Genomic DNA, 25,738 nt, shown 5'->3' with positions numbered 1-25,738 from the left:
TCTTACCCCTAACTTCCAGCAGGATAGTAGTAGTGATGTTTTCCATCAATTTGCTTGTACCTGTCGAAGTCCCTATTGCCACCCCAGCCAAAGTCAACACCTTGCTGTTCAACTGCGTTTGGAGACGGTCCTCCTGCATGGAAGTGCGGCATCGGGGCCTCCGGATCGGCAGTATGCTCCGCAATTACCCGTGAACCCGCCGGGGTCTCGAACTGCATGTAATTTCCCCATGCTCCAGGGTTAGCGGGATCATACCGGTACCCTTCATCGCGCCTCCGCATGACATCACCACCGACCTCCCATGAAAGATCAGGTTGTTGACCACGCGGAATGCCTGCTCGGTCATATGCTGCATCGAGGGCAGCCTGGCGACTATCGAATGTCCGGTTGTCAATCTTCTTGCACGCCAACCCACTGACGTCGATCCATGCCGTCGGATTATTCGGGTAGGTGCCAGGATTCGGCGCAGGGGCCAAACCCAACGGGTCCTGGGTGAGGTAGCGGCCCGTTTCGGGGTCGTAGTAGCGGTGGTGATTGTAGTGGAGGCCGGTTTCGGGGTCGTGTTGTTGACCTTGGAAGCGGTGTAGGGTCCCGGGGCCGGTCCAGGCTGTGCTGCCCCACAGGGTGGCATTCGCTGACGAGATGATCTCGCCGGTGGACGGGTCGGCGAGGTGAGTGGGGGCGCCTTGGAGGTTGGTGACTATTGCCCAGAACTGGTTGTCGACGGACTGTGTGAGGGGGACGTGGGTGGCGGGGTGGTTGGTCCAGGTGTGGGTGCTGGTGTTGGTTGGGGTGGTGGTGGTTTGTTCGGTGAGGTGGGGGCCGTCCCAGGTGAAGGCCGTGTGGGTGTTGGTGGTGTGGTGGTGTTTGGTTGTGCGGCGGCCGAAGGGGTCGTAGGTGTAGGTCCAGGTCCCACCATTGTCGGGGGTGGCTACCTCGGTGAGTTGGTCGAAGGCGTTGTAGCGGTAGCGCCAGATGGCGGGTTTGCGCGAGAGGCGGGTTTTTTCCTTGCGGATCAGGCGGCCAGCGTTGTCGTAGTGGTAGCGGGTTCGGCCGGCGCGGATCAGTAGGTTGTTGCGGTATTCGAAACGCGAATCGAGCGGCGACGGGTGGGGATCGGGACCGTATACGGGTGTGGGGCCAGGGTCCGGCGAGGTGGGTAAGTCGACTGTGGTGAGGTTCGAGAGAGCGTCGTAGGTGTACTGCTCGGTGAGACCGGCACCGGGGACGGTGATGTGGGTGACGCGGCCGAGGACGTCGAGTGCGTAGTCGCGGCGGTAGTGGCCGGTGTGCGTTCTTATGGTGTGGCTGGTGATGTAACCGTCTGCGCGCCAGGCGTATTCGTCACGTTCGAGGAGGCGAGCGGGGGCGCTGGTGCGGGGGTCGAGCTGGACGAGTTCGCGGCTAAGGGTGTAGCCGTTGGGGGTGTAGGCGTTGTGTTGGCCGATTCCTGCGCTGTGCCAGCTATTTTGGCGGCCGAGTGCATCGTGGGTGAAGGCGAATCGGTGGCCGTTGGTAGTGAGGGCGGCGATCCGGCCGGTCGGAGTGTGTTCGTAGTGGACGTAGGCACCGCTGGGTGTGCGGTAGCCGGTTCGGAGACCGTGACTGTTGGAGGCGTAAGTGCTGGGGCGTTCGTCGACGTGCTGTGCCAGTAGGCGCCCGGCGGGGGTGTGCTCGAAGGTGAGCGAATGGATCATGGTGTCGTGCAATCCATTTTGTGCGCTCATGAGCTGACCGGTCGGGGTGTAGGTGCGGCTGATCCATTCGCCGGTGTCGGTGCTGATTCCAGTGAAGCGCCCGAGGATGTCGTAGCTGTGGCGGCGCTGCACACCGGTCGGCGTCGTGACGGTAGTCGGGCGGTTGAGCAGGTCGTATTCGGTGGTGATGACCGAGCCGTTGAAATCGTTTTCGGTGCAGACGTTGCCAGAGAGATCGTATTCGTAGGTCCAGGTGTCGCCGAGGGGGTTGGTGACCGAGGTGAGGCGGCGTTCGGTGTCGTGGGTGTAGGAGGTGACGGTGCCGTCGGCGAATTCGCGGGTGCTGACCACGTCGAACGCGCCGTAGGTGTAGCGGGTGATGGCGTCTATCTCGTTGGTGTGAGTGAGCAAGTTACCCTCACCGTCATAGGTCCATGACTGGGTGGCACCGTCGGGATCGGTGTGGGAAAGCGTCTGCCCCTCCGCCGAATACGAATAGGTGCTGCTGTTGCCGAGGGAGTCGGTGACCACGATGAGGCGGCCGAAGTGGTCGCGCTCGACGACCGTGACTGCGTTGCTGGGCTCGGTGGCTCTAATCGGTAGCCCGGCGGCGTCGACGTCGACGTGAGTGGTCGCCCCGGTTGAGACGGTGATCGAGGCGGGTGCGCCGCATGAATGGTGTGTGTAGGTGGTGGAAATGCCGTCTGCGTCGGTAACGCTGGTGAGGTTGCCGTGTTCGTCGTAGGTACGGATGACAGTGGTCCCGTCGACATCGGTGACCGTAGCCGGGCGACCGGGCGCGGCGTAGGTGATGGTGATGGCTTGTTGGTCGGGGCGGCGGACCAGGACCAGGTCACCATCAGCGTTGTAGAGGTAGACGGTGGTGTTGGTGTGAGCGTCGATGTGGCGGATCGGTTGGCGGTATTCGTTGTAGTCGGTGATCGAGGTCGCCCCGCGGGGGTCGATCAGGTTGCGCAGGCACAGGTCTTCGTCGAACTCGAAAACTTGGGTAGCGCCGAGGGAGTTGGTGTGATGGGTGCGGGTGCGCCGAAATTCGGGGAGTTGTTCGTAGGTGAAGGTGGCGGAGAGGATGTTGTCGGTGCCGACCTGTTTGATCACCCGACCGGTCCGGTCGTAGGTGTTGTGCATTTCGGTGCCGCGGGAATCACGCCACGACAGCATTCGCGCGTCGTTGTCGTACCGGAAGTGGGTGGTGGCGCCGACGCCGTTGGTCACCGAAGTGAGATTGCCTGCGGTGTAACCGAATTCGCGAACCGGTGTTTCGACTGTGTCGCTGGCGGGGGTGGTGCCGAGGACGGTCAGGCCGGTGACGCGGTCGTCGGTGGTCTCGACACGGACGCGGTAACCGCCGGAGTGGGTGACTTCGACGGGGTGGCCGGTGTCGGTGTAGTGGAAGGTGATTCGGTTGTGGTGGCGGTCGACGATCTCAGCGATCGGGTAGTTGCCGGTCGCAGTGTCCGTCGCGGTCGAGGTGGTATTGGGCCGGAAACACCAGGTGAGTTCGCGGGTGGGGTCGTGGACCGAGTAGGCACCTGTTTCGGTGCGGGTCATCATCGCGCGGATACCGTGGTGCACTGGCCGGACCGGGACGTCGGGGGCGGTGTGGGGGAATTGCCACACCTCACCATCAGGGCCGACGAACCGGACCCCGACCTGGTCGATCTCGACACGCATATCCAAAGTCGCAGCCCACGACGGGCCGAACCAACCACCGAACCGATACGACGAACGATGCCGGCGAGTCAACACCAACGCCAACACGCCAGGGAGTTCGACATCGGTTTCGGGTAGCAGGAACTCACCGGTCGCGACGTCGACGGGGTCACCGCAGTCGATGGTTTGCTTCGCGGTCTTGTTGACTTCGGGTTTCTGTGACCCGGACTGATCGGGAAGCTTGCCGGTCTCGGGGGTACTCGCCGGTTTCGTGGTCCCCGAGGTATCGGGGCTCTCGGGGGTTTTCGACGGTGTCTCGGGTGTGCTAGCCGGATTCGTCGGCGTGTCCGACGGTTTGGTGCTCGACGGGGTCGTCGAGGGATCAGTGTTCTTCGCAGCCGCCGGGCTGGTGGTGTCAGCGTTCTTCGACGTCTTGGACGGGGTCTTCTTGAACGCTTTCGCGATATCACCGAACGCCGACTTCAACTGCTTCAACAACGGTTTCAGCTTGTCCATCGTTTTAGCGAGCTTGGAAAACAGCTTCGAGATCGTCGAAACAGTTTTCGCGATATACGACGTGGCTTGGACCGCGACCAAAGGCGTCGCCAAACCGACCGAGAACACCAACTCCGCCGCCCAGACCGCGAGACGACCCACGGTTTGAGCGACGAGGTCGCGCACGGTTTCGCGGACCGCGGCCACGATCCCACCCGCCATCCGGATCGCTGACGCCGCAGCAGTCGCGGCGGTGTTGGCCGCGGTGAGCAAGTTGGTGGTGTTCGAGGCTGCGTTTTTGTAGGCGGTGGCGGTGAGGCCGGTCCAGTCCGTCACGTCGGTGGTCACGGCTTTGTTCTGGGCGGTCGCTACTTCGCTGATGCGGGTGGCGACGTTGTCCCAGGTCTTGGCATAAGCCTCGATCTGGGCGGGATCACCAGCGATCCAGTCCAGGGCGTCTTGCAATGGTTGGCAGTGCTCGATCAACCAGCCGACCCCGTAACCGGCCAAAGTGCCGAGGGGATCGACAACGAGGGAGACGGCTTCGGCGGCCAAACCGACGACACCGAGACCGACTTCGATCCAGGAACCACCGGAGATCGCGTCGGAGAGGTCGGTGACGGAGCTGACCAGGCTGATCCCGGTGGACCAGTCGGTAGTGTCTTCCTTGGCCGCGATCAACGGGTTGGTCACGACAGACCCGATTCTTGGGTCTTGAGCGCGGCGGCATTCGTGGCGTCGCGGGTAGTGAACGCATCAGCGACAGCGGTCAGGTTCGAGCTGGTATCACCGAAGGCGTCGATCGCCGCTTGGATCGCGTCGATACCGTCGGTCTCGACCGCATCCACGAACAACGGGCCCAGGAAAGCACAGAGTTTACCGAACGCGTCGGACGGGGCGGAGACGGCTTGGGCTGCTTGGAGGGCTTCGGTCAGGCCTGAACCTGCCGACGAGACGTTCGTGGCGTGGGATTTGATTGTGTCCGGGGAGATGTTGAGTTCCCCGCCTGCGCTGGTCATGGTGACGTCCCCCTCGTGCTTGAAGCCACCCCGGGTCGCCGGGCACTCCCTGCCCTCGACCTGCGGTGTTCGATCCCGATCGACCAGGTCGGAACCGGTGGTTGCGACCTGCGGCACGCAGTGCCAAGGGCCGAGCGTAGCGGATCAGGATGGGTTGGGGTTGGTGGTGAAATCGATGGAACCGGAGCGGGCTTCGGTGCGTCTAAGGGTGCGAGGGAGTGCCATCCTGGCGGCAATCGTGGCTGTGGGGCGGGCGCCTTCACGAGCAGAGGAGGTCGGTGGCCGTGGTGGATCGCAGTGAGGGGGTGGAGGCTGGTGAGTTGTGGGTGGGGTGGTCGTATTACGGGGATCGGGTCGGAGATATGCGGCAGTTGGCGTAGGAGGGCGACGGGCGTGCGTTCGCGACGCTTCTGGAGTATCTGGCTCGGACTGATGACATCGATCGGTTGCGTGCCGAAACGGTCGAGTTTCCCGAGGCTCGATCGTTGTTGGCGCGGATGTACTTTCGGCGGGGTGATGACGAGGCTGGGCTCGCTGAGCTCGATGTGATGGAGAGCGATCCTGAGCTTTGTCACCGTGCGAGGTCGATGCGGCTGGCGGAGTTGATCCGGCTCGAACGGCTCGCGGACATTCAGGTGATGGCCGAGGTCGGGTATCGGAAGGCTGAGCGGTATCTGAGGAGCACCCGTGTCCATGATCGATGAGACGCATCCTCTCTACGACGTCGTCATGGGAACGATCGATCGGGGGGCGCGGGGCGGGTCTGTGATGGATGTTGTCGACTGGTTGATGGAGATCTATCCCGAGCTGCGGGAGGGCGGCTTCACTCTTGCAACGGTGCTGCGGCTCGCGTTCGGGGTGCCGATCGTCGAGCTGCACGTGATCATTGCGTGGGTGAGGGGCGAGAAGTCGCGGGAGTGCGCCGAGGAGACACTCGAGCGGATGGCGCGCGAGCGGTGGGCCGCTGCGGCTCGGCAATGGAAGGTATGACGGAACACGGTGGGGCTGGGGAGGTTTCGTAAGGTGGGTGTGGAGGGGTGAATTGGGTGGGGTGGTGTCGTAGGCTGTGCGGGACGACGGGGTGGCCGGGTGCGGGGAGCATTTGGGGCTGCCGTGGGGTTGGTGCGGGCTCGGCCGGACGGTGTGGCTCGGTGATCGGGGAAGATGGAGGATGCTCGTGCGGCGACGGTCTGCGGTGGTGACCACGGTGTTGTGTGGGGTGCTTGCGGTGGGGGGGTGTTCTTCCACTGAGAGTGGGAATGCTCAGCCGAGTACGACTACGGATCTGTCGGCTGCGACCGCGGCGTTGTGGGATCCATGTTCCCAGATCCCGGATTCGACGTTGACCAGCTTGGGATTGGATGTCAAGTCGAAGCGGTCCGGCGTCCTCGGGGTAGAAGAGCCTGGGTGGAAGATTTGTCGCTGGGATGATGTGAACTTCCCCTCGGGCTTCGGGATCGGCGTCTACTCAACCGTGCACACGGTCGATGAAGTACGTGCGAAACCCACCAATATTGAATTCAAGGACGTCGTGATCGCAGGCCGTAGCGGTGTGCAGTTCAGACAGAGCCACTACGACGCGAACGAGGACTGCTCGATCGCCTTTCCTACGGCCACCGGAATGGCGCAGCTGGACATGCTCAATGGCGGAACCAAAGAGAAGTTGGTACCGCCATGCGAACGACTTCAACCGATCGCGGAAGCGATCGTTCCACTCTTTCCAAAATAAGACAGTCGAGAAAACTAGGGGGCGTCGTGGCTTCGGAAAACGAGAAGTCCCGCTGGCAGTATCTGAACGAGGAGGCAAAAGCGGGCCGTCTATACCTCGATCCTTCGGTAGCCACGAGCTGCCGTGATGCAAGCAATATGCAGATCGATCTCTTCTTGCGATTGAAGACCGACCTGCAGACACTCGCGACAGTGACCGGCCTCGGACGATTCACAGCCGCCGACGAGCTCGCGAAGATGCTCGGCATGAAAGCTGTTGGCGGAGAACGCGACTTCGACACTGCGTTCAAAGAGCACATCGAGGTACTAACGCTCATCCGCGACACCATCGAGATCTCGGTGAAGAAGTACGAAGATCAGCAGATCGCCCAAGCGCAGGCACTGAACTCACAGGGCGCCAACATCCCCGGGGGTAACTAGTGTCGTTCTTGGACAATCCTCTCGTTCAGGGCGTGGGCGGCGCCGTACCGGGCGTCAACACCTTCCTCATGCTGCGGGAATACGCCAATGGCAGCAAGCCGATCCGTTCGATGGACGAGAGCCCGGACGCGCAGATCGCACGAAAACGGCTGGAGGATTTGAAGTCCGAATTCGATGGCGCCTACCAAGGGTCGAAGGTTCATACCTACGAAGAACCGAGTGGTTTGTCCGACCTCTACGAGCGGGTTTCCGCGATGTCGATGGCCGATGTCAACTCGCTGCACACCCGCTGGGAGACATTGCGTAACAAGCTCGAAGAAGGATTCAAGACTTACGACAGTAAGATCGCCGCCGCGATTGCCGAGAAGTGGGTCGGCGACGCGGGAGCCAGTGCCGGCGCCGGAATCAAGGAATACGTCGACAAGTCGAGCAATCTCCTGACGTCGGCGCAGATGATGGCCGAGAAGGTGAAGGTGGTCGAGTCGGCCATGCAGATCGCCAAGGATCGGGTCAAGCCGCACGAAGGGTCCACGATCAGCGGCATCGCGAGCTACATCCCCGGGCCCACCTGGAAGATGGACAGCCATAACGCCGACACCGCGAAATCCGAAGGGGCGGAGGTGATCAGGGGAATCTACTACACGGCGATCGAGATCGCGGACACCAAAGTCCCCCTTGTGCCGCAGCCGTACAACCCCCTCGAAACCGGTGCCAAGCCTGGCGAAGACAAGGGTGACGACGGCAACACGGGCACGAAACCCACCACACAGCAACCCACGACGCAGCAGCCCACCACCCAGCAACCCACCACCGAACAGCCAACCACCGAGACGCCGACGACGGAGGATCCGTCCGACGACGACACCGGTGACGACACCACCCCGTCGAGCACGGAGCCGGCCGCGACGACACCGCAGTCCGCCGTGCCGACCACGCCGACCTCTCCTGCGGGCACCACTCCGGCAGGAACGACACCGATGGGAACCGGTGGCTCCCCCGGTGCCGGGTCGCCCGGCGGGGGCACACCAGGATCCGCCGTTCCGGGAGCGTCGGTGCCCGGCACGCCGGGTGGCGCTGCGGCCGGCAAGGGCGGCGCTGCCGCCGGCGGTGCGGGATCCGGTGGCGCGGGGCGCGGGATGGCGGGCATGGGCGGTATGGGTGCCGGTGGCGGTCGCGGGAAGGGCGACGACGAAAAGGAGTCCGGGACGAAGGACTATCTGATCAACATCGAGAACGGTGAAGAACTCACCGGGCTCAGCGAGGATCAGCGCGCCAAGACCGTTCCGCCCGTGATCGGAGAATGACCATGGCTCAGTGGCAATTCAGCGCGCTCGGGTTCACCGTGCTGTGGCGGTCCGCGGACCGCGATGTGCTGCCCTATCCCCTGCAGACGCACTCCGATGCCGTGACCGTCGACGACTACGACCGGCTCTGGCAGGCCGAGGCGCAGCGGATTCTGCCGATGTACGACCAGTCCCTGGATTCGGCGGTGCGGATTCTGCTCGACCCGGAGGCACGTTTCGAACTGGCCGGGTTCGGCGACGGGGAGAAGTTGCGGTCGTTCGCGGCGGTGCGCGGGCACCAGGCGGTGCTGGTGGAACAGCAGCGGGTGCCAGTCGACCACGACGGTGGCGACATCCGGCTGAGCACGTTCGAGATCGAACAGCTGCCCGACAAGCTCCTTGCCCGGCTGCCGAAGACGGGGGCGGCAGGCGGGGAGGGGTTCACGATGAACAGCAACGACCTCGACGAGGAGGCGCCCTACGATCCGTGGGCGGCCGACCGGCGCACTCCGCAGCAGAAAGCGGACGATTTCTTCGGGCGGACGCGGTCGACGCTGGTGTATGTGGCGGGCTATCCGGGAGCGGCGATCGACAACCGGCCGCAGTCCGCGCAGGGCTTCCATGTGATGGACTTCCCGGACGGGCGCTACGTGGTCACCGAGCGCGGTGCTGTTATCGAGGCGCGCCCGGCTGATTCGGGTGAGGTGCGAGGGGCGTTGGTGCGGTTGATGAAATCGGCGCTGGCGATCTATCGCGAGGACAACGAACCCGCCTACCGATAGACAACTCATCGACCCCTGTCGCGAGCTGCGGCGGGGGTCGATGGTGTTATCCGGCGGCACATAGTCAATCGACCCGATGCGTGCTCGACGCTAGCGTTTGTTCTCGTCATCACGCCGCCGTCGAAAGGTTCCCGCCGTGCTCGAAGCCGAAGCGATCGCTGCCAATCGGGCGAATTGGGATGATCGGGCCGATGTGCACGCTCGGTCGCAGATGTATGACGTTGATGCCTTCTTGGCCGATCCGGGTGATGTTTCCTCGGTGGTGCGCAACGATCTCGCAGTGCTGGTGCCGCATCTTCCTGCATCGGGGATCGACGGGCGGTCGTTGCTGCATCTGCAGTGTCATATCGGGACCGACACCGTGTCGTGGGCGCGGTTGGGGGCGGTCGACGTGCACGGGCTTGATCTGTCGCCGAATTCGTTGCGGCATGCGGCGCGGATCGCTGAGGCTGACGGGCGTGACATCACCTGGGTAGAAGGGGATGCGCGGTTTGCCTCGGCGGTGATCGGGCGGCGGTTCGACACCATCGTGACCAGTGCGGGGACCATTGTGTGGTTGCCGGAGCTCACGGCTTGGGCGCGGTCGATTCATGATCTGCTCGAGCCCGGTGGGGTGTTCTTGATTCGGGACGACCATCCGATTCTGGGGGCGATGGGGTTCGAGCCGTGGGAGATCGATGACGATTATCTCGGGGGTGGGGGTGCTCGGGTTTACTCGGATTCGGGGAGTTATACCGAGGATTCGGCGGGGCAGGTTGCGCATACCGTGAATCACGAGTGGCGGCATGATCTGGGTGAAGTGGTGGGGGCGTTGCTCGGGGCGGGGCTGGTGATCGAGTCGCTGGTGGAGTTGCCCTTTATGGATTGGCCCGCGTTCGCGGATCTTGTTGCCTGCGAGCAGGGTTGGAGGCTGCCGGAGGGGAAGCCGCGGATTCCGTTGAATTTCGGTGTCGTTGCCCGGCGGCCACGCGACTGAGGGGTTCAGTTCTCGTCGAGGGCGTGCAGGATTTTGCGGGTTTTGTCGTCGCGGGCTGTCACGCCCTGTTCGTAGTTCTGCTCGCCGTTGCCGTAGGCGTTGTCGACTTCCTGGACGATCATGCCCATCTTCGACTTGTCGGGTGAGCCGATCTCGAAGGTCATCTGGGAGCCCACGTTTTCCATCAGGTGGCGGATTCCCGCGGGGCCGCCGCCGAGGTTCATGCCTTCGAAGGGGCCGACGGTGGCCCAGCGTAGGCCGAGCGAGGCTTTGACCAGGTCGTCGAGGTCTTTTGCGGCGATGATGCCCTGTTGTACCAGGTAGATCGACTGGTCGTTGAAGACCTTCTGGAGGCGGTTGCCGACGAAACCGGGGATTTCGCGCTGCAATCGGATCGGGGTTTTGCCCAGGTCGCCGTAGACCTGCATCGCGCGGTCCATCGCCGCGGTGGAGGTCTGTTCGCCGGGCACGACCTCGACCAGCGGCATGAGATCGGCGGGGTTGAACGGGTGCCCGATCAGAATGCGGTCCGCCGCGGAACAACCCTGGGCGATCTGGGTGGGCAGCAAGGATGACGAGGAAGAGGCGAGGACGACACCGTCGGCGGTGGCGGCAGCGAGTTCGGCGAAGAGTTCGTGTTTGAACTCGAGGCGTTCGGGGCCTGCCTCCTGCACGTAGTCGGCGCCGTCGGCTGCCGCTCCGGCCTCGGGGTAGGCGGTGACCGAAAGACCGGCGAGTTCGTCGTGCACGATCTGGTCGAGGTCGGGGCGTGGATCCGCCAGGGCCACATCCCAACCACCCCGCGCGAACAACTTCGCCCACCCGAGGCCGATCACACCGGCCCCGACGATCGCCACCTTCGCCATGAACTCTCCTCCGAGTCGACAATCGCGAGTAGACCGTTCGGCAGCGAGGGTACGTGGCGACCGGGCGAGGCGAGGCCCGACACGCGGCGCTGATCAGCGTGCTTGGAGCCAGCCGCCGATCCGCTGGGCGATGGCGTCGGGGGTGAGGCCGAGGTCTTCGAGGATTTCGTTGCGGGAGGCGTGGTCCAGGAACTGTTGGGGCACACCGAGATCGCGGGTGGGGACGTCGAGGCCCGCGTCGCGCAGGCGCGCGGAGACGGTGGAGCCGATGCCGCCGTGCAGGCCGCCGTCTTCGACGGTGACGACGAGGCGGTAGTTCTCGGCGAGCTTGACGAGAGTGTCGGAGACCGGGATGACCCAGCGCGGGTCTACGACGGTGACCGAGATGCCTTGGGGTTCCAGGAGTTCGGCGACCTTCATGGCGGTCTCGGCGAAGGGGCCGACGGCGACGATCAGGACGTCGCCGTGCTGGGACTGCGCCGAGCCCGCGCCGGGGACGGCCAGGCGGAGCACGTCGAGGCCGTCGAGGCGTTCCACGGCCGTGATGTCTTCGGCGACACTGCCTTTCGGGAAACGCAGCACGGTCGGACCGTCGGAGACGGCGAGGGCTTCGGCGAGTTCCTCACGGAGGGTGGCGCCGTCGCGGGGGGCGGCGACGCGGATGCCGGGGATGATGCCGAGCAGCGAGAAGTCCCACATGCCGTTGTGGCTGGCACCGTCGGGGCCGGTGACGCCCGCACGGTCGAGCACGACGGTGACGGGCTGCTTCAGCAGCGCCACGTCCATCAGGAGCTGGTCGAAGGCGCGGTTGAGGAAGGTGGCGTAGATGGCGATCACCGGGTGCATGCCTCCCAGCGCCAGGCCTGCGGCCGAGGCCATGCCGTGCTGTTCGGCGATGCCGACGTCGAACATGCGCTCGGGAAAGCGTTCACCGAACGCGGCCAAGCCTGTCGGACCGGGCATGGCGGCGGTGATGGCGACGATGTCGTCGCGGCGCGCGCCGTGTTCGATGAGCTCCTCGGAGAACACCGCGGTCCAGCCCTTGGCCTTCTTGCCGGCGAGGGGTCGGCCGGTGAGGGGGTCGATCGGGTCGCAGGCGTGCATCTGGTCGGCGACGTGGTTCTCGGCGTGCTCGTAGCCGTTGCCCTTGCGGGTGACCACGTGCACGACGACGGGACCGCCGAAGTCCTTGGCGCGCCGCATCGCCGCTTCGAGGGCGACGAGGTCGTGGCCGTCGACCGGGCCCACGTATTTCATGCCCAGATCGGAGAACAGTTCCTGCGGGCTCACCGCGTCCTTGATCCCGGCTTTGAGCGCGTGGACCATCGAATACGCCGAATCCCCCACGGCGGGAATGCTTTTCAGGATGCGTTTCCCGGCGTCGAGGGCGTGCTCGTAGGCGGGCTGGGTGCGCAGGGCGGTGAGGCGGTCGGCGAGACCACCGATCGTGGGGGCATAGGAGCGGCCGTTGTCGTTGACCACCACCACCACCGGACGATCGGGCGCGCCCGCGATGTTGTTGAGCGCCTCCCAGCACATGCCGCCGGTGAGCGCGCCGTCGCCGACGATCGCGACCGGGGTGCGGTTCTGGTCGGTGAGCGCGAACGCCTTGGCGAGGCCGTCGACGTAGGACAGCGCGGCGGAGGCGTGCGAGGACTCGACCCAGTCGTGTTCGCTCTCGGCGCGACTCGGGTAGCCCGACAGACCGTCGCGCGAGCGCAACGAGTCGAAGCGGTCCTTGCGGCCGGTGAGGATCTTGTGCACGTAGGCCTGGTGGCCGGTGTCGAAGATCAACGGATCGGCAGGCGAATCGAAGATCCGATGCAGAGCGATGGTCAGCTCGACCACGCCGAGATTGGGGCCGAGATGGCCTCCGGAGGCGGCGACCTTGCGCACCAGGAACTCGCGGATCTCGTCCGCCAGTTCGCGCAGTTGCGGCACGCTCAGCCGGCGCAGATCTTCGGGTGAATCCACCCGCGACAGCACTCCCACCTGAACTCGCTCCCTCCGGATTACAGTGTGATCCGCCCAGTGTATTTGCCCGCCTGACGGGCACAGGCTCGCGGGCCCTTCCGAGAGTGTGCGATGCGAGGTCTACGGTCGCGGTCCCGATGTCGGCCTATGCCGCTGAGCAGGCCGCGCGAGCTGAATTCGGGTTCAGCGGGCTTCAGGCCGGGGACCTCACCAGCCGATCAGCTGTGAGGACAATCTCCCCGCGCAACTCCTCCTGACTCGGCGAAGCCGCCGCCTACCGTGACGCCGTTTCTCTCGCGAGCCGTTCAACGAGTTGACGTCCTCCTCTGGCCGAAGCCTCTGGATTCCAACTCACCTCAACGGTGGTCGGGGTGGTAACGCCTCGCGGGTTCCCACCTAGTTCCTGCTTCACAGACCGGGCAATCCCGAAGTCTCCACAGGCAGACACCGACAGCCCGTCGGCAAGAATATTCTTCGCCGCGTTCACGTCCGCATTGTCGGTAAACCCGCAGGTAGTGCACCGAAATACCGCTTGACTCTCACGTGATTCCGGATCAACCATGCGACACACCGAACAGCGTTGTGACGTGTAGGCGGCAGAGACTTTCACGATCGTTGTACCCGTATACCGCGCAGCATTGTGTAACGCCGACTCGAACTTGTACCAGCCCTTGTCCAAAATGCTGCGGTTCAATCCGGCCTTCTGCCTGATATTCGAACCCGGTTGTTCAACGGTTCCCTTCGCCGACGCTGTCATGTTCCGGGTCTTCAACTGCTCGAGCGCAACCAGGGTATGCCGGGTGGTCAGTCGATTCGCGGTCCATGACACGAAATCGGATCGGCGGTCGCGTTCACGACGCTTGATCCGACGCATCGCGGCGATCGTCTTCTTGGTGTTCACCGAGCCCTTATGGCGCCTGGAAAGCTGCTTCTGCAACGCTCGATACCGGCGCGCTTCTCCGGAGGTACGGAACTGACGGTCGCGCAGCGTGCCGTCCGAGCAGGCGAGGGCGACAACCACCCCACGATCAACTCCCACTGCGGTGGCACAAGGATGCCGACCAGGGGTAATTCGGCCGTCGTCGACCACGAACGACACAGACCAGTGGTGCCCGTCGCTCGACACCGTCGCCGAGCGCACCGCGCCACCGAGGGGACGTGACCAGCGGAACCTAACCCACCCGAACTTGGGCAGCTTGCAGCGTCCCCAGCGCTTCCCCAGCCGTTCCACGGTGATCTGATCGCCAGCGGGAAACCGGAACGACGGTGACCATCGACGTACGGACCGCCACTTGACCCGAAACGTGCCATGCTCACGACACGCCCGGTCCAGGTCCATCAGCGTCTGTTGCAACGCATGCGATGGTGCGAGCTTCAACCATCTGTGGTCAGTCTTCGCATCGACGAGCTGACCGGCCTGCTCGTGGTAGTTGATCCACGCACCGCGCCGCCGATACTCCCGACGCTGCTCCAACGCGGTGTTCCACACCGAACGGCAGATCCCCGCAATACTCCCAGCGAACTCGGCCTGTTCCGGGGTGAAAGCGAGCCGGTACTTTCGTCCGGTCAACACGATTCTACGAAACCGTCGGTCGATCGAGGTCGGGTCTCGAGCTCCATCAGCCACGCACCTCTCCACCGCGAACACGCGATTGAACAGACGGTCGAATCCCACCACTAGGCAACAGGTTCAGGTTTAGTTATACCGCACGGCTATCGCCTATCGGAACGCTGGGCCGACATCACTCAACCGATCCAGCGAGGCGATGACTCCCGGCGCAAACAGCTCCGATGTTACTCGGGAACAGTCATGGCTTCGCGGAAACGGCTCGAGAGGAATACAGCGGACCCCAGCGGGCTTTGAGCCGCGCCACGGAACTCGTTCCTGATGCGAGACGTTGAGGAGCACAGCAGCCTTCGACCGACAGGAGTACCGCGGTGAGCAAGAAGTCCTGGCAGGCGAGCACGACCACCTTCGGACGCGGAGTGGTGCGCGCGGTCCCCGACCTGATCCGGTTGACATTGTCGGTGGAATCGCGAGCCGACACCGTCGTGGCCGCTTATGGGCGGGCCGGCGATCGGGTGAGTGCGGTTGTCGCGGCGCTGCGAGCGGCCGGTGTGGGTGACCCGGACATGGCGACCAGTGGGTTGAGTGTGCGCACCGAGACGGTCTACACCGACAACGGACGCACCGAGATCGCCGGGTATGTGGCATCCACCGGGCTCAGCGTCTCACTGCGCGAAGGCACCGATCCCGCCGAGACCGTCGCGGCCGCCGTCAACGCGGGCGGCGACGATGTGCGCCTGGGCGGGCTGAACCGCGCCATCGCCGACCCCGCTCCCCTGCTGGAACAAGCCCGCGACGCGGCCTTCGACGACGCGAAAGCGAAAGCCGAGCAGTACGCGACCCGAGCCGGGGTCACCCTGGGCCCGGTCCTACAGATCACCGAGGACACCACTCCCCCCACCTCCCGCGCCTACGACATCAGCGCCGAAATGGATTCCTCCCCCATGCTGATGGCCCGCGCCAGCTCGCCGGTCCCCATGGTCCCCGGCGAAACCGAAGTAGGCGCAACCGTCCAGGTGACCTGGGCCCTCAACTAACCCACCGACACCGTTCACCCTAGATCCGCTATCACCGCACTATCAGCCACACCGTTCCCCAGTTCCGCTATCACCGCACTATCAGCCACACCGTTCCCCAGTTCCGCCATGACCGCACTATCAGCCACACCGTTCCCCAGTTCCGCCATGACCGCACTCCCAGCCACATCGTGCACCCCGATCCGCCATGACCGCACGACCCAACCCCGCACCTGCGACCCCTAGGGAGCAGCGGCCACGCAGTGGCCGGTCGCGGCCGGGTCGCCGGTTAGCCGCCGTTGCGAAGCGGCGCAGCCGCCAGCAACGGCGGCTAACCGGCGGCCCCTCGGGGCCGCGACTCGAGCGCGCCAGCGCTCCAATAAACACAGCCTCAAACCTCTGGGACTACTAAACCCCCGAAGCTCTGCCGCACAACCTCACCGGTCCAACATCGCCACACACTCAACATGATGCGTCCCCGGAAACGCATCGAACGCCCGCAACTCCGCCAAGTGATACCCCGCGTCCAGATACAACCCCAGATCCCGAGCGAAAGCCGCCGGATCACAACCGATGTGCACAATCCGACGAGGATCCGCATCGGTCACCGCAGCGACAACATCCTTGCCCGCCCCAGCCCGCGGCGGGTCGAGAACAACAACATCCGGCCGCCCCGAAGCACCCCGCGCCCACCGCTCGACACGATCGGCCCGCATCACCAACCACGGCAAATCCCCCAACACAGCCATCCCGTCGGCAACCGCCGACCGAGAAGACTCCACCCCGGTCACCGCCCCGGTCTGCCCCGTCTGCTCGGCCAGTCGAGAAGCGAACACCCCGACCCCGGCATAGAGATCCCAGCCGGACCCACCGGGAGCCAGCCCCGACCACTCAGCGATCAGATCCGAATAACATTGCGCCGCACCACGATGCGCCTGCCAGAACCCCGTCGCCGACAACTCCCACCGACGCCCCGCCACATACTCCACAACCCGGCCCGAGCCTTCGACCACACACTCCTCACGCGGAGCGTTCATGGCCGACTTCCGTGAAGCCGCCCGATCCCGAATCGCCCCACGCTCGTCGCCCACCGGCGGCGTCGACTCACGACGACGTCCCGGACGCTGCCCACGACCACGACCCGCACCACGCGGAGTCTCGGGCCGACCGGCCGGACCCCCGGCAGCCGTCTCCGCCAGTTCGACGATGTGGCGCGCACCGTCGCCGTCCACCGCGACAACCAGGTCGGCACCCGGCGTCCACAGCCGATCCGCGACACCGTCGAGCGCACCCGCGACAGGCTGCGGGCAGCGCAGATCGTTGATCACCTCGGTGCTGCGGTAGCGGTGCACACCCGCGCGCCCCTGCGCATCGACAACCAACCGCACCCGCGTACGCCAACCACCGGTGATGTCACCGGGATCCCCGGCGATCGGCTCGACCGTCACCTCCGGCTCGATCTTGGCCAACCGCCGCAACTGCTCGGAGACCACTGTGGCCTTGAGCGCGCGCTGCGCCGAGGGGGTAGCGAAGGAGAAGTCACAGCACCCCGCACCGCCCGGCCCCGACACCGGGCAGGTGGCAGGCACCCGATCCGGGGACGCCTCGATGATCTCGATCGCGTCGGCCCGGCAGAACGACCCGCCACGGTCCTCGGTCACCCGGGCCCGCACCAGCTCACCGGGTAGCCCGTGTCGCACGAACACGACCCGCCCCTCGTGGCGCCCCACGATGAAACCACCGTGTCCGGGCGCCCCGAGACGCACCTCGAATTCCTGTCCGCTCCAATCACTCACGGTCACACCCACTCTCACCCTCGACCGGCGCGGCGCTCATTCGCGACGTCCTGGTCGTTCGAAACCTCGGCGCACCGAACCCGGTGCGTTCACTTCGCCTGCCTGCTTGGCCCTGGTGGAGGAACTGAGCTGCCACGGCACGCTCGTCACCATCACACCCGGCTCGAACAGCAGCCTGCCCTTCAACCGCAGCGCGGACTGGTTGTGCAGCACCTGCTCCCACCAGTGCCCGACCACGTACTCGGGGATGAACACCGTGACCACGTCGCGCGGCGCGTTCTTGCGCACCCGCTTGACGTATTCGAGTACCGGTTTGGTGATCTCGCGGTAGGGCGATTCGATCACCTTCAGCGGCACGTTGATCTCGCTGTTCTCCCACTCGCGCACCAGCTTTCGGGTGTCGGCGTCGTCGACGTTGACCGTCACCGCCTCGAGGGTGTCCGGCCGCGTCGCGCGGGCGTAGGCCAGTGCGCGCCGGGTGGGCAGGTGCAGTTTGGAGACAAGGACCAGGGAGTGGGTGCGGCTGGGCAGCACACCGTCCCAGTCGGATTCGTCGAGTTCGCGCGAGACCGAGTCGTAGTGCTTGCGGATCAGCTTCATCACGATGAAGATCGCCACCATCACGATGATCGCGATCCAGGCGCCGGCGAAGAACTTGGTGACCAGCACGATCACCAGCACCGCACCCGTGGCGGTCAAACCGATCGCGTTGATCACCCGCGAACGCATCATCTGCCTGCGCTGGGCCGGGTCGGTCTCGGTGCGCAGCAGGCGCGTCCAGTGTCGCAGCATGCCGGTCTGGCTCAGCACGAACGAGACGAACACGCCGACGATGTAGAGCTGGATGAGCTTGGTCACCTCGGCGCCGAAGACCACCACGAACGCGATCGCCGCACCCGAGAGGAACAGGATGCCGTTGGAGAACGCGAGCCGGTCGCCGCGAGTGTGCAGCTGGCGGGGCAGGTAGCGGTCCTGGGCCAGGATCGAGCCGAGCACGGGGAAACCGTTGAACGCGGTGTTGGCGGCCAGCACCAGGATCAGCGCGGTGACGATGGTGATGAAGAAGAAGCCGATCGGGAAGCCGTGGAACACCGCTTCGGCAATCTGCGCGATCAGCGTCTTCTGGTGGTAATCGGCAGGCGCGCCGACCAGGTGCGACGGGTCGTGGGCGTAGACGACCTTGATCTTCTGAGCCAGGATGATGATGCCCATCAGCAGCACGATCGCGATGGTGCCCAGCAGCAGCAGGGTGGTCGCGGCATTGCGCGACTTGGGTTTACGGAACGCCGGCACACCGTTGCTGATGGCCTCGACACCGGTCAGCGCCGCACAGCCGGAAGAGAAGGCGCGCGCGATCAGGAAGGCGAAGGCCAGTCCGTAGAGATGCTCGTCCTCGGCATTGAGCCCGAAACCGGCGGATTCGGCCTGAATGTCGTGGCCGAGTACATAGGTACGGAACAGCCCCCAGCTCAGCATCGCGACCATGCCGACGATGAACGCGTAGGTGGGAATCGCGAAGGCAGTGCCGGATTCGCGGATGCCACGCAGGTTGATCGCGGTGAGGAGCGCGATCGCCACCACCGCGAACAGCACCTTGTGGGTGGCGACGAACGGGATCGCCGAACCGATGTTGGAGGCGGCCGAGGAGATCGACACCGCCACGGTGAGCACGTAGTCGACCAGCAGCGCGCTGCCGACCGTCAGACCCGCGTTGGGGCCGATGTTCTTCGTCGCGACCTCGTAATCGCCGCCACCAGAGGGGTAGGCGTGCACGTTCTGCCGGTAGCTGGCCACCACCACCGCCATCACCAACGCGACAGCGACGCCGACCCACGGCGCGTACACATAGGCCGAGATACCCGCCGCCGACAGCACCAGGAAGATTTCCTCCGGGGCATAGGCGACCGACGACATCGCATCGGAAGCGAAGACCGGAAGAGCGATACGCTTGGGCAACAACGTGTGGCCGAGCGAATCGCTACGGAACGGCCTGCCCAGCAGCATGCGTTTGGCTGCCGTCGTCAACTTGGACACCGGGCTGAGCATAGAGGAGTTCACCGGTCCCTTCGCGCACACGTTCGTCGGCGTCACGGCGAGGTCGAAGATTGTTTGCGCCGCGTCGCCGAGGGGAAAATGGGCGATGGAAGCATCCGGCGGGTACGGTCCTTGCCGGACGCCACGGGTAGGCCAGGAACGAGGGTGCACGGTGTACGTAGTGATCATGGGGTGCGGGCGTGTCGGCTCGTCGCTGGCGCGTGCGCTGACCCGGGTGGGTCACGAGGTCACGGTCATCGACCGCGATCCCACCGCTTTCCGTCGTCTGGGCGAGGGATTCACCGGCCAGCAGGTGATCGGCGTCGGTTTCGACCGTGACGTGCTGACCCGCGCGGGCATCGAACGCGCCGACGCGTTCGCCGCGGTGAGCTCCGGTGACAACTCCAACATCATCTCCGCCAGGGTGGCCAGGGAGATGTTCGGCGTCGAACGTGTCGTTGCTCGCATCTACGACGCCAAGCGCGCCGAAGTGTACGAACGGCTCGGCATCCCGACCATCGCGACGGTCCCGTGGACCACCGACCGGTTCCTGCGCACCCTCATCGGCGACAACTCGACCACCACGTGGCGCGACCCCACCGGCGCGGTCGCGGTGACCCAGCTGACCCTGCACGAGGACTGGTCCGGCCGCACGGTGCGCGACCTGGAACGCGACCTGAAGGTGCGGGTGGCGTTCGTCCTGCGCTTCGGCCAGGGCCTGCTCCCCGAATCCAAGACGATCGTCCAGGCCGACGATGTCGTCTACGTCGCTGCCACGTCCGGCACCGTCGGCGAGGCGATCGCGCTGGCCGCCAAGGCACCACTGAGCGAGGACTGAACATGAAGGTCGCCATCGCCGGAGCGGGCGCGGTCGGGCGCTCGATCGCCAGGGAACTACTGCGCGGCGGGCATCGGGTGATGCTGCTGGAGCGCCAGCTCGATCACATCGATCCGGCCGCCATCCCCGACGCCGTCTGGGTACACGCCGACGCCTGCGAGCTGTCGCTGCTCGAGAACGCCGATCTCGAGACCTACGAGGTGGTGATCGCGGCCACCGGTGACGACAAGGCGAATCTGGTGCACGCCCTGCTCGCCAAGACCGAGTTCGGGGTGCGCCGGGTGGTGGCCCGGGTCAACGATCCGCGCAACGAATGGCTGTTCAACGAGTCGTGGGGAGTCGACGTGGCGGTGTCGACACCCCGGCTGCTCGCCTCGCTCGTCGAGGAGGCCGTGTCGGTGGGTGATCTGGTGCGGCTGATGACGCTGCGGCAGGGGCAGGCCAACCTGGTCGAGATCACCCTGCCCGCCGACACCCAGCTGGCCGGTAAGCCGGTGCGCACGCTGTCGATGCCGCGCGACACCGCGCTGGTGACGATCCTGCGCGGTGGCCGGGTGATCGTGCCGCAGCCCGACGACCCGTTCGAGGGTGAGGACGAACTGCTGTTCGTCACCTCGGTGGAGGCCGAAGAGGATCTGCGGCTGACCCTGGCCACCCACGGTGTGAAACCGTAGGTTCTAGGCGGCGTTGAGCTGCGCGCGCAGCTTGTTGAGCGCGCGATGCTGCATCACCCGGACCACTCCGGGGCTGGTGCCGATGGCCTCGGCGGTCTGGGCCGCGCTCCACCCGAGCACGATGCGCATGTGCAGCACCTCACGGTGGTTCGGCGCGAGCACCTTCATCAGTTCGTGGGTGGCGGCGCGGCGTTCGAACGCCAGCACCCATTCTTCCGGGCCCGCCGAGGTGCTCGCGGTATCGGGGAGTTCGGCCGTCGGGTAGGCGGTGTGCTTGCCGCGACGGAAGGCGTCGGAGACCTTGTTGGCGGCGATGCCGTAGACGAAGGCCAGGAACGACTTGCCCTGATCGCGGTAGCGCGGGATCGCGGTGACGGTGGCGATCAGGACTTCCTGGGTGACGTCGTCGGCGGTGACGGTGAGATGGCCGGTGGCGCCCATGCGGCCCGCGCAGTAGCGGCGAACCAGCGGGTGGACCAGACGCAGGATCTCGGCGACGGCGTCGCGATCACCGCGAGCCGCGGGGCCGATCAGCTTGTCGAGTTCGAGGCCGATGCGCTTGCTCTCCGAGAGCACGGCCGTCTTGGAGGTGTCGCGTCGGGGTGCGGCGGCCGGTCGCTCGTTTCGGTGCTCGGTTGCCATCATGGTCGCCGTTCCTTTCACGATCATCGCGTTTTTCGGTACGCATTGATCGTGCGACGAACGGGGTCCGGCAACCAGATACCCCAGGGTGGGTACTTCCCCACCTCCGGCGGGGCATTACCCCACCCTTACGCGGGCACGGATTCCGTTCCGGCCCCGGCCTTTTCTCCCTTTTCGGCGGGCATGTGCCCGGCCTTGCGCACCGCCCACACAGTGACCACCAGGGCGATCGCGGTGAGCGGCCAGCCCATGCCGATGCGCGCCACGGCCAGCCAGGTGGTGTGGTCGGTGTCGTAGAGCTGCGACTGCACCAGGTAGCGGGCGCCGAACACCACCACCCACACGACGGTGGCCAGGTCGTAGAGCTTGCGGATGCGCTTGTCGGTGCGCCAGCGGTGACCGTGGCCGTTGAGCGCGCCCCAGATCACCCCGACCAGCGGTCGGCGCAGCAGGATCGACAGTGCGAACACGCCCGCGTACACCAGGCTGGTGTAGATGCCGAACAGGAAGAAGCCCTTGGCCTCCCCCACCCGCTGGGCGATGAACGCGCACAGGCCGACACCGAGGAAACCGGAGATCGCGGGCTGGATCGGGCTGCGCTGCACGAGCCGCCACACGAGGATGGCGGCGGCGACGCCGAGGGCGGCCCAGATGGCCACGGTGAGGCCCGCGAAGGTGTTCACGGGGACGAACACCAGAACGGGGAGCGTGGAATAGATCAGGCCGCTGAGACCACCGAGTTGTTCGAGCAAGGTCTGTTCGGCCTTGCCGACCTCGGCATCGACCTCCGGGTCCACCGTCTCATCGGTGACCACGGGCAACGCCACGGTGGCTTCGGGGTCCGCGGCAGTGCGGTACTCGTCGCTGGAGGGCATACGTCAGCTGTTCCCGCGCAATTCGTAGTAGGGGTTGAAGATCACTTTGCGGCCGTCGCGGTCGCCCACGCGCCCACGCACCAGGATGCGCCTGCCCGGTTCGATACCGGGAATGCGCCTGCGCCCGATCCACACCAGGGTGATGGCATCGGTGCCGTCGAAGAACTCGGCCTGCACCGTGGCACCGGCCGCCTTCGGACACGCCTCGACACTGCGGAGCCTGCCCAGAATCGTCGCCTCTTCACCGCGACAGCAATCCTTGGCCCGCCTGGCACCGGAGGCATCGGCCGTCTCGGCCAGTTCCTCGGCGTCGAGCTGGTCGATATCGGCGGTGAGTCGGCGGCCGAGTCGTCGAAAATATCCTGAATCCGGGCCCGATCCCGACTTGTGTCCGCCCGTGGATGACGACATGGCACGCTTCTCCCGCTAGTTGGCCGTACACCGCCACTGTAGATGGGCAAACGCCCGGCCGCTACGCTGCGTCGGTGTTGCGCACCCCACCCCAGGTCACCGTGGTCGCCCTGCCGGGGACCGGTTCCGACGCCGATTTCGCGGCCCGCGCGTTCGGGCCTGCCGCCCTCGCGCGCGGACTCTCGTTCGAAGCGGTCGAACCGGACCCGCAGGCCGTGATCGGGAGCTGTACCGCGGCTTTGGACGCGGCCGCGGCGCGCGGTCCGGTCCTGGCCGCGGGCATCTCCCTCGGCGCCGCGATCGCACTCGACTGGGCAGCCGAGCACCGTACCGCGGTTGTTGGTGTCATCACAGCATTACCCGCCTGGACAGGTCCCGAAACCGCCGCGTGCCCAGCGGCGTTGAGCGCCGCAGTTACCGCCGAGCAATTGCGCGCCGACGGGCTGGAGGCGGTGATCGCACGGATGCGGGCCTCGAGTCCGGCGTGGCTGGCCGACGCGTTGACACAGTCGTGGCGTGGGCAGTGGCCGCATCTGCCCACGGCGCTGGACGAGGCCGCGGGGTACGCCTGGCCGTCACTGGAGGCGTTGGCCGACAACGACGTACCGGTCGCGGTGGTCGGGGCCGGTGACGATCCGATCCACCCGATCGCGGTCGCCGAGCAGTGGGCATCGACCTTGCCGTCAGCGCGGCTGCACCGAGTGACGTTGGCCGAGCTGGGAGCGAACCCCGCGATCCTCGGACACACCGGATTCGCCGCGCTCGACGCTGTCGTGCCCGAGCTCGTCGCGACGGCGCACCAGGGTCGACACACTCCCGACTGATCCCTGCCCGCGCACGGCCCCACCCGACCGCCGAGCTCCAACCAGCCGAATCGGTACGGACGCAACACAGCCGGTTTCGGAACTACATCGAAACCGGCTGTGCGACAAAGATATTCAGTTGAGTCCGAGCTGCTGCATCGCCGACCCGTCCGCGCCTCGACGTGGCTCGTCGGGCAGTTTCGGTGGGAGAGCCGACGGCGGTGGGGCGGCAGCCGCGGCGGCCTGGGCCTCGAGGGCCGCTTGTTGCGCCTCGACCTGCTGCTGGTGGGCCGCGGCGAGCTGTTCGGCCAGCTCCTTGGGCAGGACGACCGGCAGCGGGTCGCGGACCGGGAGCGGTTCCGTGCCGCGGCGGACCACGGCGTCGGCCAGGACCGCGCGGGCCGCGGTGATCAGCGGGCTGCGGTCGTCGACGGCGCCCTTGGGGCCCGCGGCTACGAGGCGGATCATCCAGCGTGGGCCGTCGACACCGATGAAGCGCAGGTCGGCGCCCTCGGTGATCGCCTTGACCTCGCGACCCCACGGACCCTTCTCCACGGCCACGCTCGCGCCGTCACCGCGTAGCGACTCGGCCAGGTCCGCGGCGACCGTGCGCCACTGACCGGCCGACTTCGGTGCGGCGTAGGCGGCGACGGTGAGCCTGCCGTGTTCGGTGGCCAGGTGCACCGCCTGCGGGGTGCCGTCGGGGCTCATCTCCACTTGCAGCTGCCCGCCCTGCGGCACCGGAATGCACACCGAGCCGAGGTCGAGGCGCCGCGCGATGGCCTCGTCGGAGACCTCGGTGATGTCGTAGGGGCCCGCGGCGGCGTCGGGGGCGTGGTCGAAGTTGCCGTAGATGCGCTCGTCGGTGGGGGCGTCGTCGAAGTCGAGGCGGGCGAAGTCGGGGCGCTGGAACTCGTCGGTGTCGTACTCGTCGGAGTCGGCGTCCAGGTCGTAGTCGGCTTCGTCGTACTCGACCTCGTCGTATTCGACGTAGTCGTCTTCGCGCGCGCGCTTCTTCCTACCGAACAGACCCATCACGCCTCCTTGCCGGCCAGGCTGGCATGCCCGCCGCTCGACCCGTATCCGCCGGTGCCACGGGCGGTGTCGTCGAGATCGTCGACCTCGGCGAAATCGACCAGCTCCACCCGCTGGACCAGCAGCTGGGCGATGCGGTCGCCGCGGCGCAGCTCGATGGCGGTGCGCGGGTCGTGGTTGATCAGGCACACCTTGATCTCGCCGCGGTAGCCCGCGTCGACCGTGCCGGGTGTGTTGACCACCGACAGGCCGGCCTTCGCGGCCAGGCCGGACCGGGGATGGATCAGACCGACCGTGCCCATCGGCAACGCGATCGCGATCCCGGTGCCGACCAGCACCCGCTCGCCCGGTTCGATGATCACATCCTCGGTGGTACAGAGGTCGACGCCCGCGTCACCCGGATGGGCACGCGTCGGCACAGGGATGCCGGGATCGAGCCGCCGCAGCGGAATCGGTGCAAGTGCGTTCACATCGGTCGAGACTACGCGCTCGAGCGCGCGAGTACGCGCTCGCGGGGCGGACCTTCTCGTCACCGTCGCGATGCGGTGACCTAGTGTTGAGGGGTGCCCGACCAGCCCCATTCACCGACGACCGTGACCACCGACGCCGACCACCACGCGCCGAGCGCGCCGAGTCCGTCGCCGTACTCCGAGCGGCTGTGGGTGCCGCTGTGGTGGTGGCCGGTCGGCTTCGCGATCGCGGGCCTGCTGGCGGCCGAGATCCACATGGGCGCGCCGGGGCTGCGGGCCTGGCTGCCGTACGTGTTGCTGGCGCCGGTCCCGGTGTGGATTCTGTTGTGGATGAGCAGGCATCGCCTGGATGTGACGGTGGCCGATGACGGCACGGCGGAACTACGCGTCGACCGCGCCCACCTGCCGGTGAGCTTCGTCGCGCGCGCCGCGGCCGTCGCGCCGACGGCCAAGAGTGCGGCGCTGGGGCGACAACTCGACCCCGCCGCCTATGTGCAGCACCGGGCGTGGATCGGCCCGATGGCATTGCTGGTTCTGGACGACCCGGACGACCCGACGCCGTACTGGTTGATCAGTACACGTAGGCCGGACCGGGTCTTGGCCGCGCTCGGACTCCCGAGCGCGGGCTGACCCTTCCTCACTGATCCCTAGCGGATCAGTTTT

23 protein-coding genes are annotated in these 25,738 nt (G+C 66.0%); 11 read left to right on the top strand and 12 right to left on the bottom strand.

The annotated features are described in order from the left end of the window. Positions 1 to 8 precede the first annotated feature (8 nt). Positions 9 to 4,559: a DUF6531 domain-containing protein gene (locus ACFWUP_RS08310; RefSeq protein WP_379232061.1), complete on the bottom strand. Its 4,551-nt coding sequence runs from the start codon at positions 4,557 to 4,559 to the stop codon at positions 9 to 11. Beyond that, the gene (locus ACFWUP_RS08305) at positions 4,556 to 4,885 is read right to left on the bottom strand and encodes a type VII secretion target (protein WP_379232059.1); all 330 of its coding nucleotides are present in this window, start codon (positions 4,883 to 4,885) and stop codon (positions 4,556 to 4,558) included. Before ACFWUP_RS08305 ends, ACFWUP_RS08310 begins: the two co-directional genes overlap by 4 nt. A 687-nt stretch (positions 4,886 to 5,572) precedes the next feature. Between ACFWUP_RS08305 and ACFWUP_RS08300 the strand changes: the two genes are divergently transcribed. The 6 genes from ACFWUP_RS08300 to ACFWUP_RS08275 all read left to right on the top strand — a co-directional run bounded on the left by ACFWUP_RS08300 (position 5,573) and on the right by ACFWUP_RS08275 (position 10,074). Continuing rightward, a complete protein-coding gene (locus ACFWUP_RS08300) occupies positions 5,573 to 5,875 on the top strand; it encodes a hypothetical protein (RefSeq protein ID WP_379232057.1) in 303 nt (100 codons plus the stop codon). A 181-nt stretch (positions 5,876 to 6,056) separates the two neighbouring features. Continuing rightward, positions 6,057 to 6,614, top strand: a complete 558-nt coding sequence (locus tag ACFWUP_RS08295) for a DUF3558 domain-containing protein (RefSeq protein WP_379232055.1) — start codon at positions 6,057 to 6,059, stop codon at positions 6,612 to 6,614. Positions 6,615 to 6,640: 26 nt separating this feature from the next. Beyond that, positions 6,641 to 7,033 carry a hypothetical protein gene (locus ACFWUP_RS08290; RefSeq protein ID WP_379232053.1) on the top strand — a complete coding sequence of 131 codons (393 nt, stop codon included), beginning with the start codon at positions 6,641 to 6,643 and terminating at the stop codon, positions 7,031 to 7,033. Positions 7,034 to 7,065: 32 nt separating this feature from the next. Next, entirely contained in the window at positions 7,066 to 8,337 is a 1,272-nt protein-coding gene (locus tag ACFWUP_RS08285; RefSeq protein ID WP_379232052.1) for a hypothetical protein, read from the top strand. Positions 8,338 to 8,339: 2 nt separating this feature from the next. Further along, positions 8,340 to 9,098, top strand: a complete 759-nt coding sequence (locus ACFWUP_RS08280) for an ESX secretion-associated protein EspG (protein ID WP_379232050.1) — start codon at positions 8,340 to 8,342, stop codon at positions 9,096 to 9,098. Positions 9,099 to 9,234: 136 nt separating this feature from the next. Continuing rightward, positions 9,235 to 10,074, top strand: a complete 840-nt coding sequence (locus tag ACFWUP_RS08275) for a class I SAM-dependent methyltransferase (protein ID WP_379232048.1) — start codon at positions 9,235 to 9,237, stop codon at positions 10,072 to 10,074. 5 nt (positions 10,075 to 10,079) lie between these two features. Here the strand turns inward: ACFWUP_RS08275 and ACFWUP_RS08270 are convergent, their stop codons facing one another. From ACFWUP_RS08270 to ACFWUP_RS08260, 3 genes are all read right to left on the bottom strand, one after another. Continuing rightward, a complete protein-coding gene (locus tag ACFWUP_RS08270; protein WP_379232046.1) occupies positions 10,080 to 10,940 on the bottom strand; it encodes a 3-hydroxyacyl-CoA dehydrogenase NAD-binding domain-containing protein in 861 nt (286 codons plus the stop codon). Positions 10,941 to 11,033: 93 nt separating this feature from the next. Further along, positions 11,034 to 12,932, bottom strand: coding sequence for a 1-deoxy-D-xylulose-5-phosphate synthase (dxs, locus tag ACFWUP_RS08265; protein WP_379232044.1), 1,899 nt, complete (start codon positions 12,930 to 12,932; stop codon positions 11,034 to 11,036). A 256-nt stretch (positions 12,933 to 13,188) separates the two neighbouring features. Further along, positions 13,189 to 14,487 (bottom strand): RNA-guided endonuclease InsQ/TnpB family protein, encoded by a 1,299-nt coding sequence (locus tag ACFWUP_RS08260; protein ID WP_379232042.1) that lies wholly within the window; start codon positions 14,485 to 14,487, stop codon positions 13,189 to 13,191. Positions 14,488 to 14,852: 365 nt separating this feature from the next. On the opposite strand from ACFWUP_RS08260, the gene ACFWUP_RS08255 reads away from it, so the two are divergent. After that, complete coding sequence (locus ACFWUP_RS08255) at positions 14,853 to 15,518, top strand: SIMPL domain-containing protein (protein WP_379232041.1); 666 nt, start codon at positions 14,853 to 14,855, stop codon at positions 15,516 to 15,518. 416 nt (positions 15,519 to 15,934) lie between these two features. Here ACFWUP_RS08255 and ACFWUP_RS08250 read toward each other — a convergent pair whose 3' ends face one another. Beyond that, entirely contained in the window at positions 15,935 to 17,293 is a 1,359-nt protein-coding gene (locus ACFWUP_RS08250) for a class I SAM-dependent RNA methyltransferase (RefSeq protein WP_379232333.1), read from the bottom strand. 36 nt (positions 17,294 to 17,329) lie between these two features. Then, positions 17,330 to 19,327, bottom strand: a complete 1,998-nt coding sequence (locus ACFWUP_RS08245; protein WP_379232039.1) for an APC family permease — start codon at positions 19,325 to 19,327, stop codon at positions 17,330 to 17,332. Positions 19,328 to 19,499: 172 nt separating this feature from the next. On the opposite strand from ACFWUP_RS08245, the gene ACFWUP_RS08240 reads away from it, so the two are divergent. Both ACFWUP_RS08240 and ACFWUP_RS08235 read left to right on the top strand, forming a co-directional pair. Continuing rightward, positions 19,500 to 20,165 carry a potassium channel family protein gene (locus ACFWUP_RS08240; RefSeq protein WP_379232037.1) on the top strand — a complete coding sequence of 222 codons (666 nt, stop codon included), beginning with the start codon at positions 19,500 to 19,502 and terminating at the stop codon, positions 20,163 to 20,165. A gap of 2 nt (positions 20,166 to 20,167) precedes the next feature. Then, the gene (locus tag ACFWUP_RS08235) at positions 20,168 to 20,839 is read left to right on the top strand and encodes a potassium channel family protein (RefSeq protein ID WP_379232035.1); all 672 of its coding nucleotides are present in this window, start codon (positions 20,168 to 20,170) and stop codon (positions 20,837 to 20,839) included. A 3-nt stretch (positions 20,840 to 20,842) separates the two neighbouring features. Here the strand turns inward: ACFWUP_RS08235 and ACFWUP_RS08230 are convergent, their stop codons facing one another. The 3 genes from ACFWUP_RS08230 to ACFWUP_RS08220 all read right to left on the bottom strand — a co-directional run bounded on the left by ACFWUP_RS08230 (position 20,843) and on the right by ACFWUP_RS08220 (position 22,767). Continuing rightward, complete coding sequence (locus tag ACFWUP_RS08230) at positions 20,843 to 21,484, bottom strand: sigma-70 family RNA polymerase sigma factor (RefSeq protein ID WP_379232033.1); 642 nt, start codon at positions 21,482 to 21,484, stop codon at positions 20,843 to 20,845. Between the two features lie 125 nt (positions 21,485 to 21,609). Then, positions 21,610 to 22,356 (bottom strand): DUF3159 domain-containing protein, encoded by a 747-nt coding sequence (locus ACFWUP_RS08225; RefSeq protein WP_379232031.1) that lies wholly within the window; start codon positions 22,354 to 22,356, stop codon positions 21,610 to 21,612. Positions 22,357 to 22,359: 3 nt separating this feature from the next. Continuing rightward, a complete protein-coding gene (locus tag ACFWUP_RS08220; protein ID WP_067458744.1) occupies positions 22,360 to 22,767 on the bottom strand; it encodes an OB-fold nucleic acid binding domain-containing protein in 408 nt (135 codons plus the stop codon). Between the two features lie 74 nt (positions 22,768 to 22,841). Between ACFWUP_RS08220 and ACFWUP_RS08215 the strand changes: the two genes are divergently transcribed. Continuing rightward, entirely contained in the window at positions 22,842 to 23,591 is a 750-nt protein-coding gene (locus tag ACFWUP_RS08215) for an alpha/beta fold hydrolase (RefSeq protein WP_379232029.1), read from the top strand. Positions 23,592 to 23,705: 114 nt separating this feature from the next. Here ACFWUP_RS08215 and ACFWUP_RS08210 read toward each other — a convergent pair whose 3' ends face one another. Beyond that, positions 23,706 to 24,599 carry a DUF3710 domain-containing protein gene (locus tag ACFWUP_RS08210; protein WP_379232331.1) on the bottom strand — a complete coding sequence of 298 codons (894 nt, stop codon included), beginning with the start codon at positions 24,597 to 24,599 and terminating at the stop codon, positions 23,706 to 23,708. A 5-nt stretch (positions 24,600 to 24,604) separates the two neighbouring features. Further along, positions 24,605 to 25,075, bottom strand: coding sequence for a dUTP diphosphatase (dut, locus tag ACFWUP_RS08205; protein ID WP_266290988.1), 471 nt, complete (start codon positions 25,073 to 25,075; stop codon positions 24,605 to 24,607). Positions 25,076 to 25,198: 123 nt separating this feature from the next. Here dut and ACFWUP_RS08200 point away from each other — a divergent pair, with 123 nt between their 5' ends. Continuing rightward, positions 25,199 to 25,705, top strand: a complete 507-nt coding sequence (locus tag ACFWUP_RS08200) for a DUF3093 domain-containing protein (protein ID WP_379232329.1) — start codon at positions 25,199 to 25,201, stop codon at positions 25,703 to 25,705. Positions 25,706 to 25,738 lie beyond the last annotated feature (33 nt).

This window comes from Nocardia sp. NPDC058658, from assembly GCF_042716665.1.
Lineage (GTDB): Bacteria > Actinomycetota > Actinomycetes > Mycobacteriales > Mycobacteriaceae > Nocardia.
Note: the sequence above shows the minus strand (reverse complement) of the source record. Positions and strands in the feature narration are given on the sequence as shown.

Coding starts and splice junctions, on each gene's coding strand:
- ACFWUP_RS08305 (WP_379232059.1), bottom strand. CDS start 4,885: ATGACCAGCGCAGGCGGGGAACTCAACATCTCCCCGGACACAATCAAA.
- ACFWUP_RS08280 (WP_379232050.1), top strand. CDS start 8,340: ATGGCTCAGTGGCAATTCAGCGCGCTCGGGTTCACCGTGCTGTGGCGG.
- ACFWUP_RS08225 (WP_379232031.1), bottom strand. CDS start 22,356: ATGCCCTCCAGCGACGAGTACCGCACTGCCGCGGACCCCGAAGCCACC.
- ACFWUP_RS08235 (WP_379232035.1), top strand. CDS start 20,168: ATGAAGGTCGCCATCGCCGGAGCGGGCGCGGTCGGGCGCTCGATCGCC.
- ACFWUP_RS08230 (WP_379232033.1), bottom strand. CDS start 21,484: ATGATGGCAACCGAGCACCGAAACGAGCGACCGGCCGCCGCACCCCGA.
- ACFWUP_RS08295 (WP_379232055.1), top strand. CDS start 6,057: ATGCTCGTGCGGCGACGGTCTGCGGTGGTGACCACGGTGTTGTGTGGG.
- ACFWUP_RS08270 (WP_379232046.1), bottom strand. CDS start 10,940: ATGGCGAAGGTGGCGATCGTCGGGGCCGGTGTGATCGGCCTCGGGTGG.
- ACFWUP_RS08220 (WP_067458744.1), bottom strand. CDS start 22,767: ATGTCGTCATCCACGGGCGGACACAAGTCGGGATCGGGCCCGGATTCA.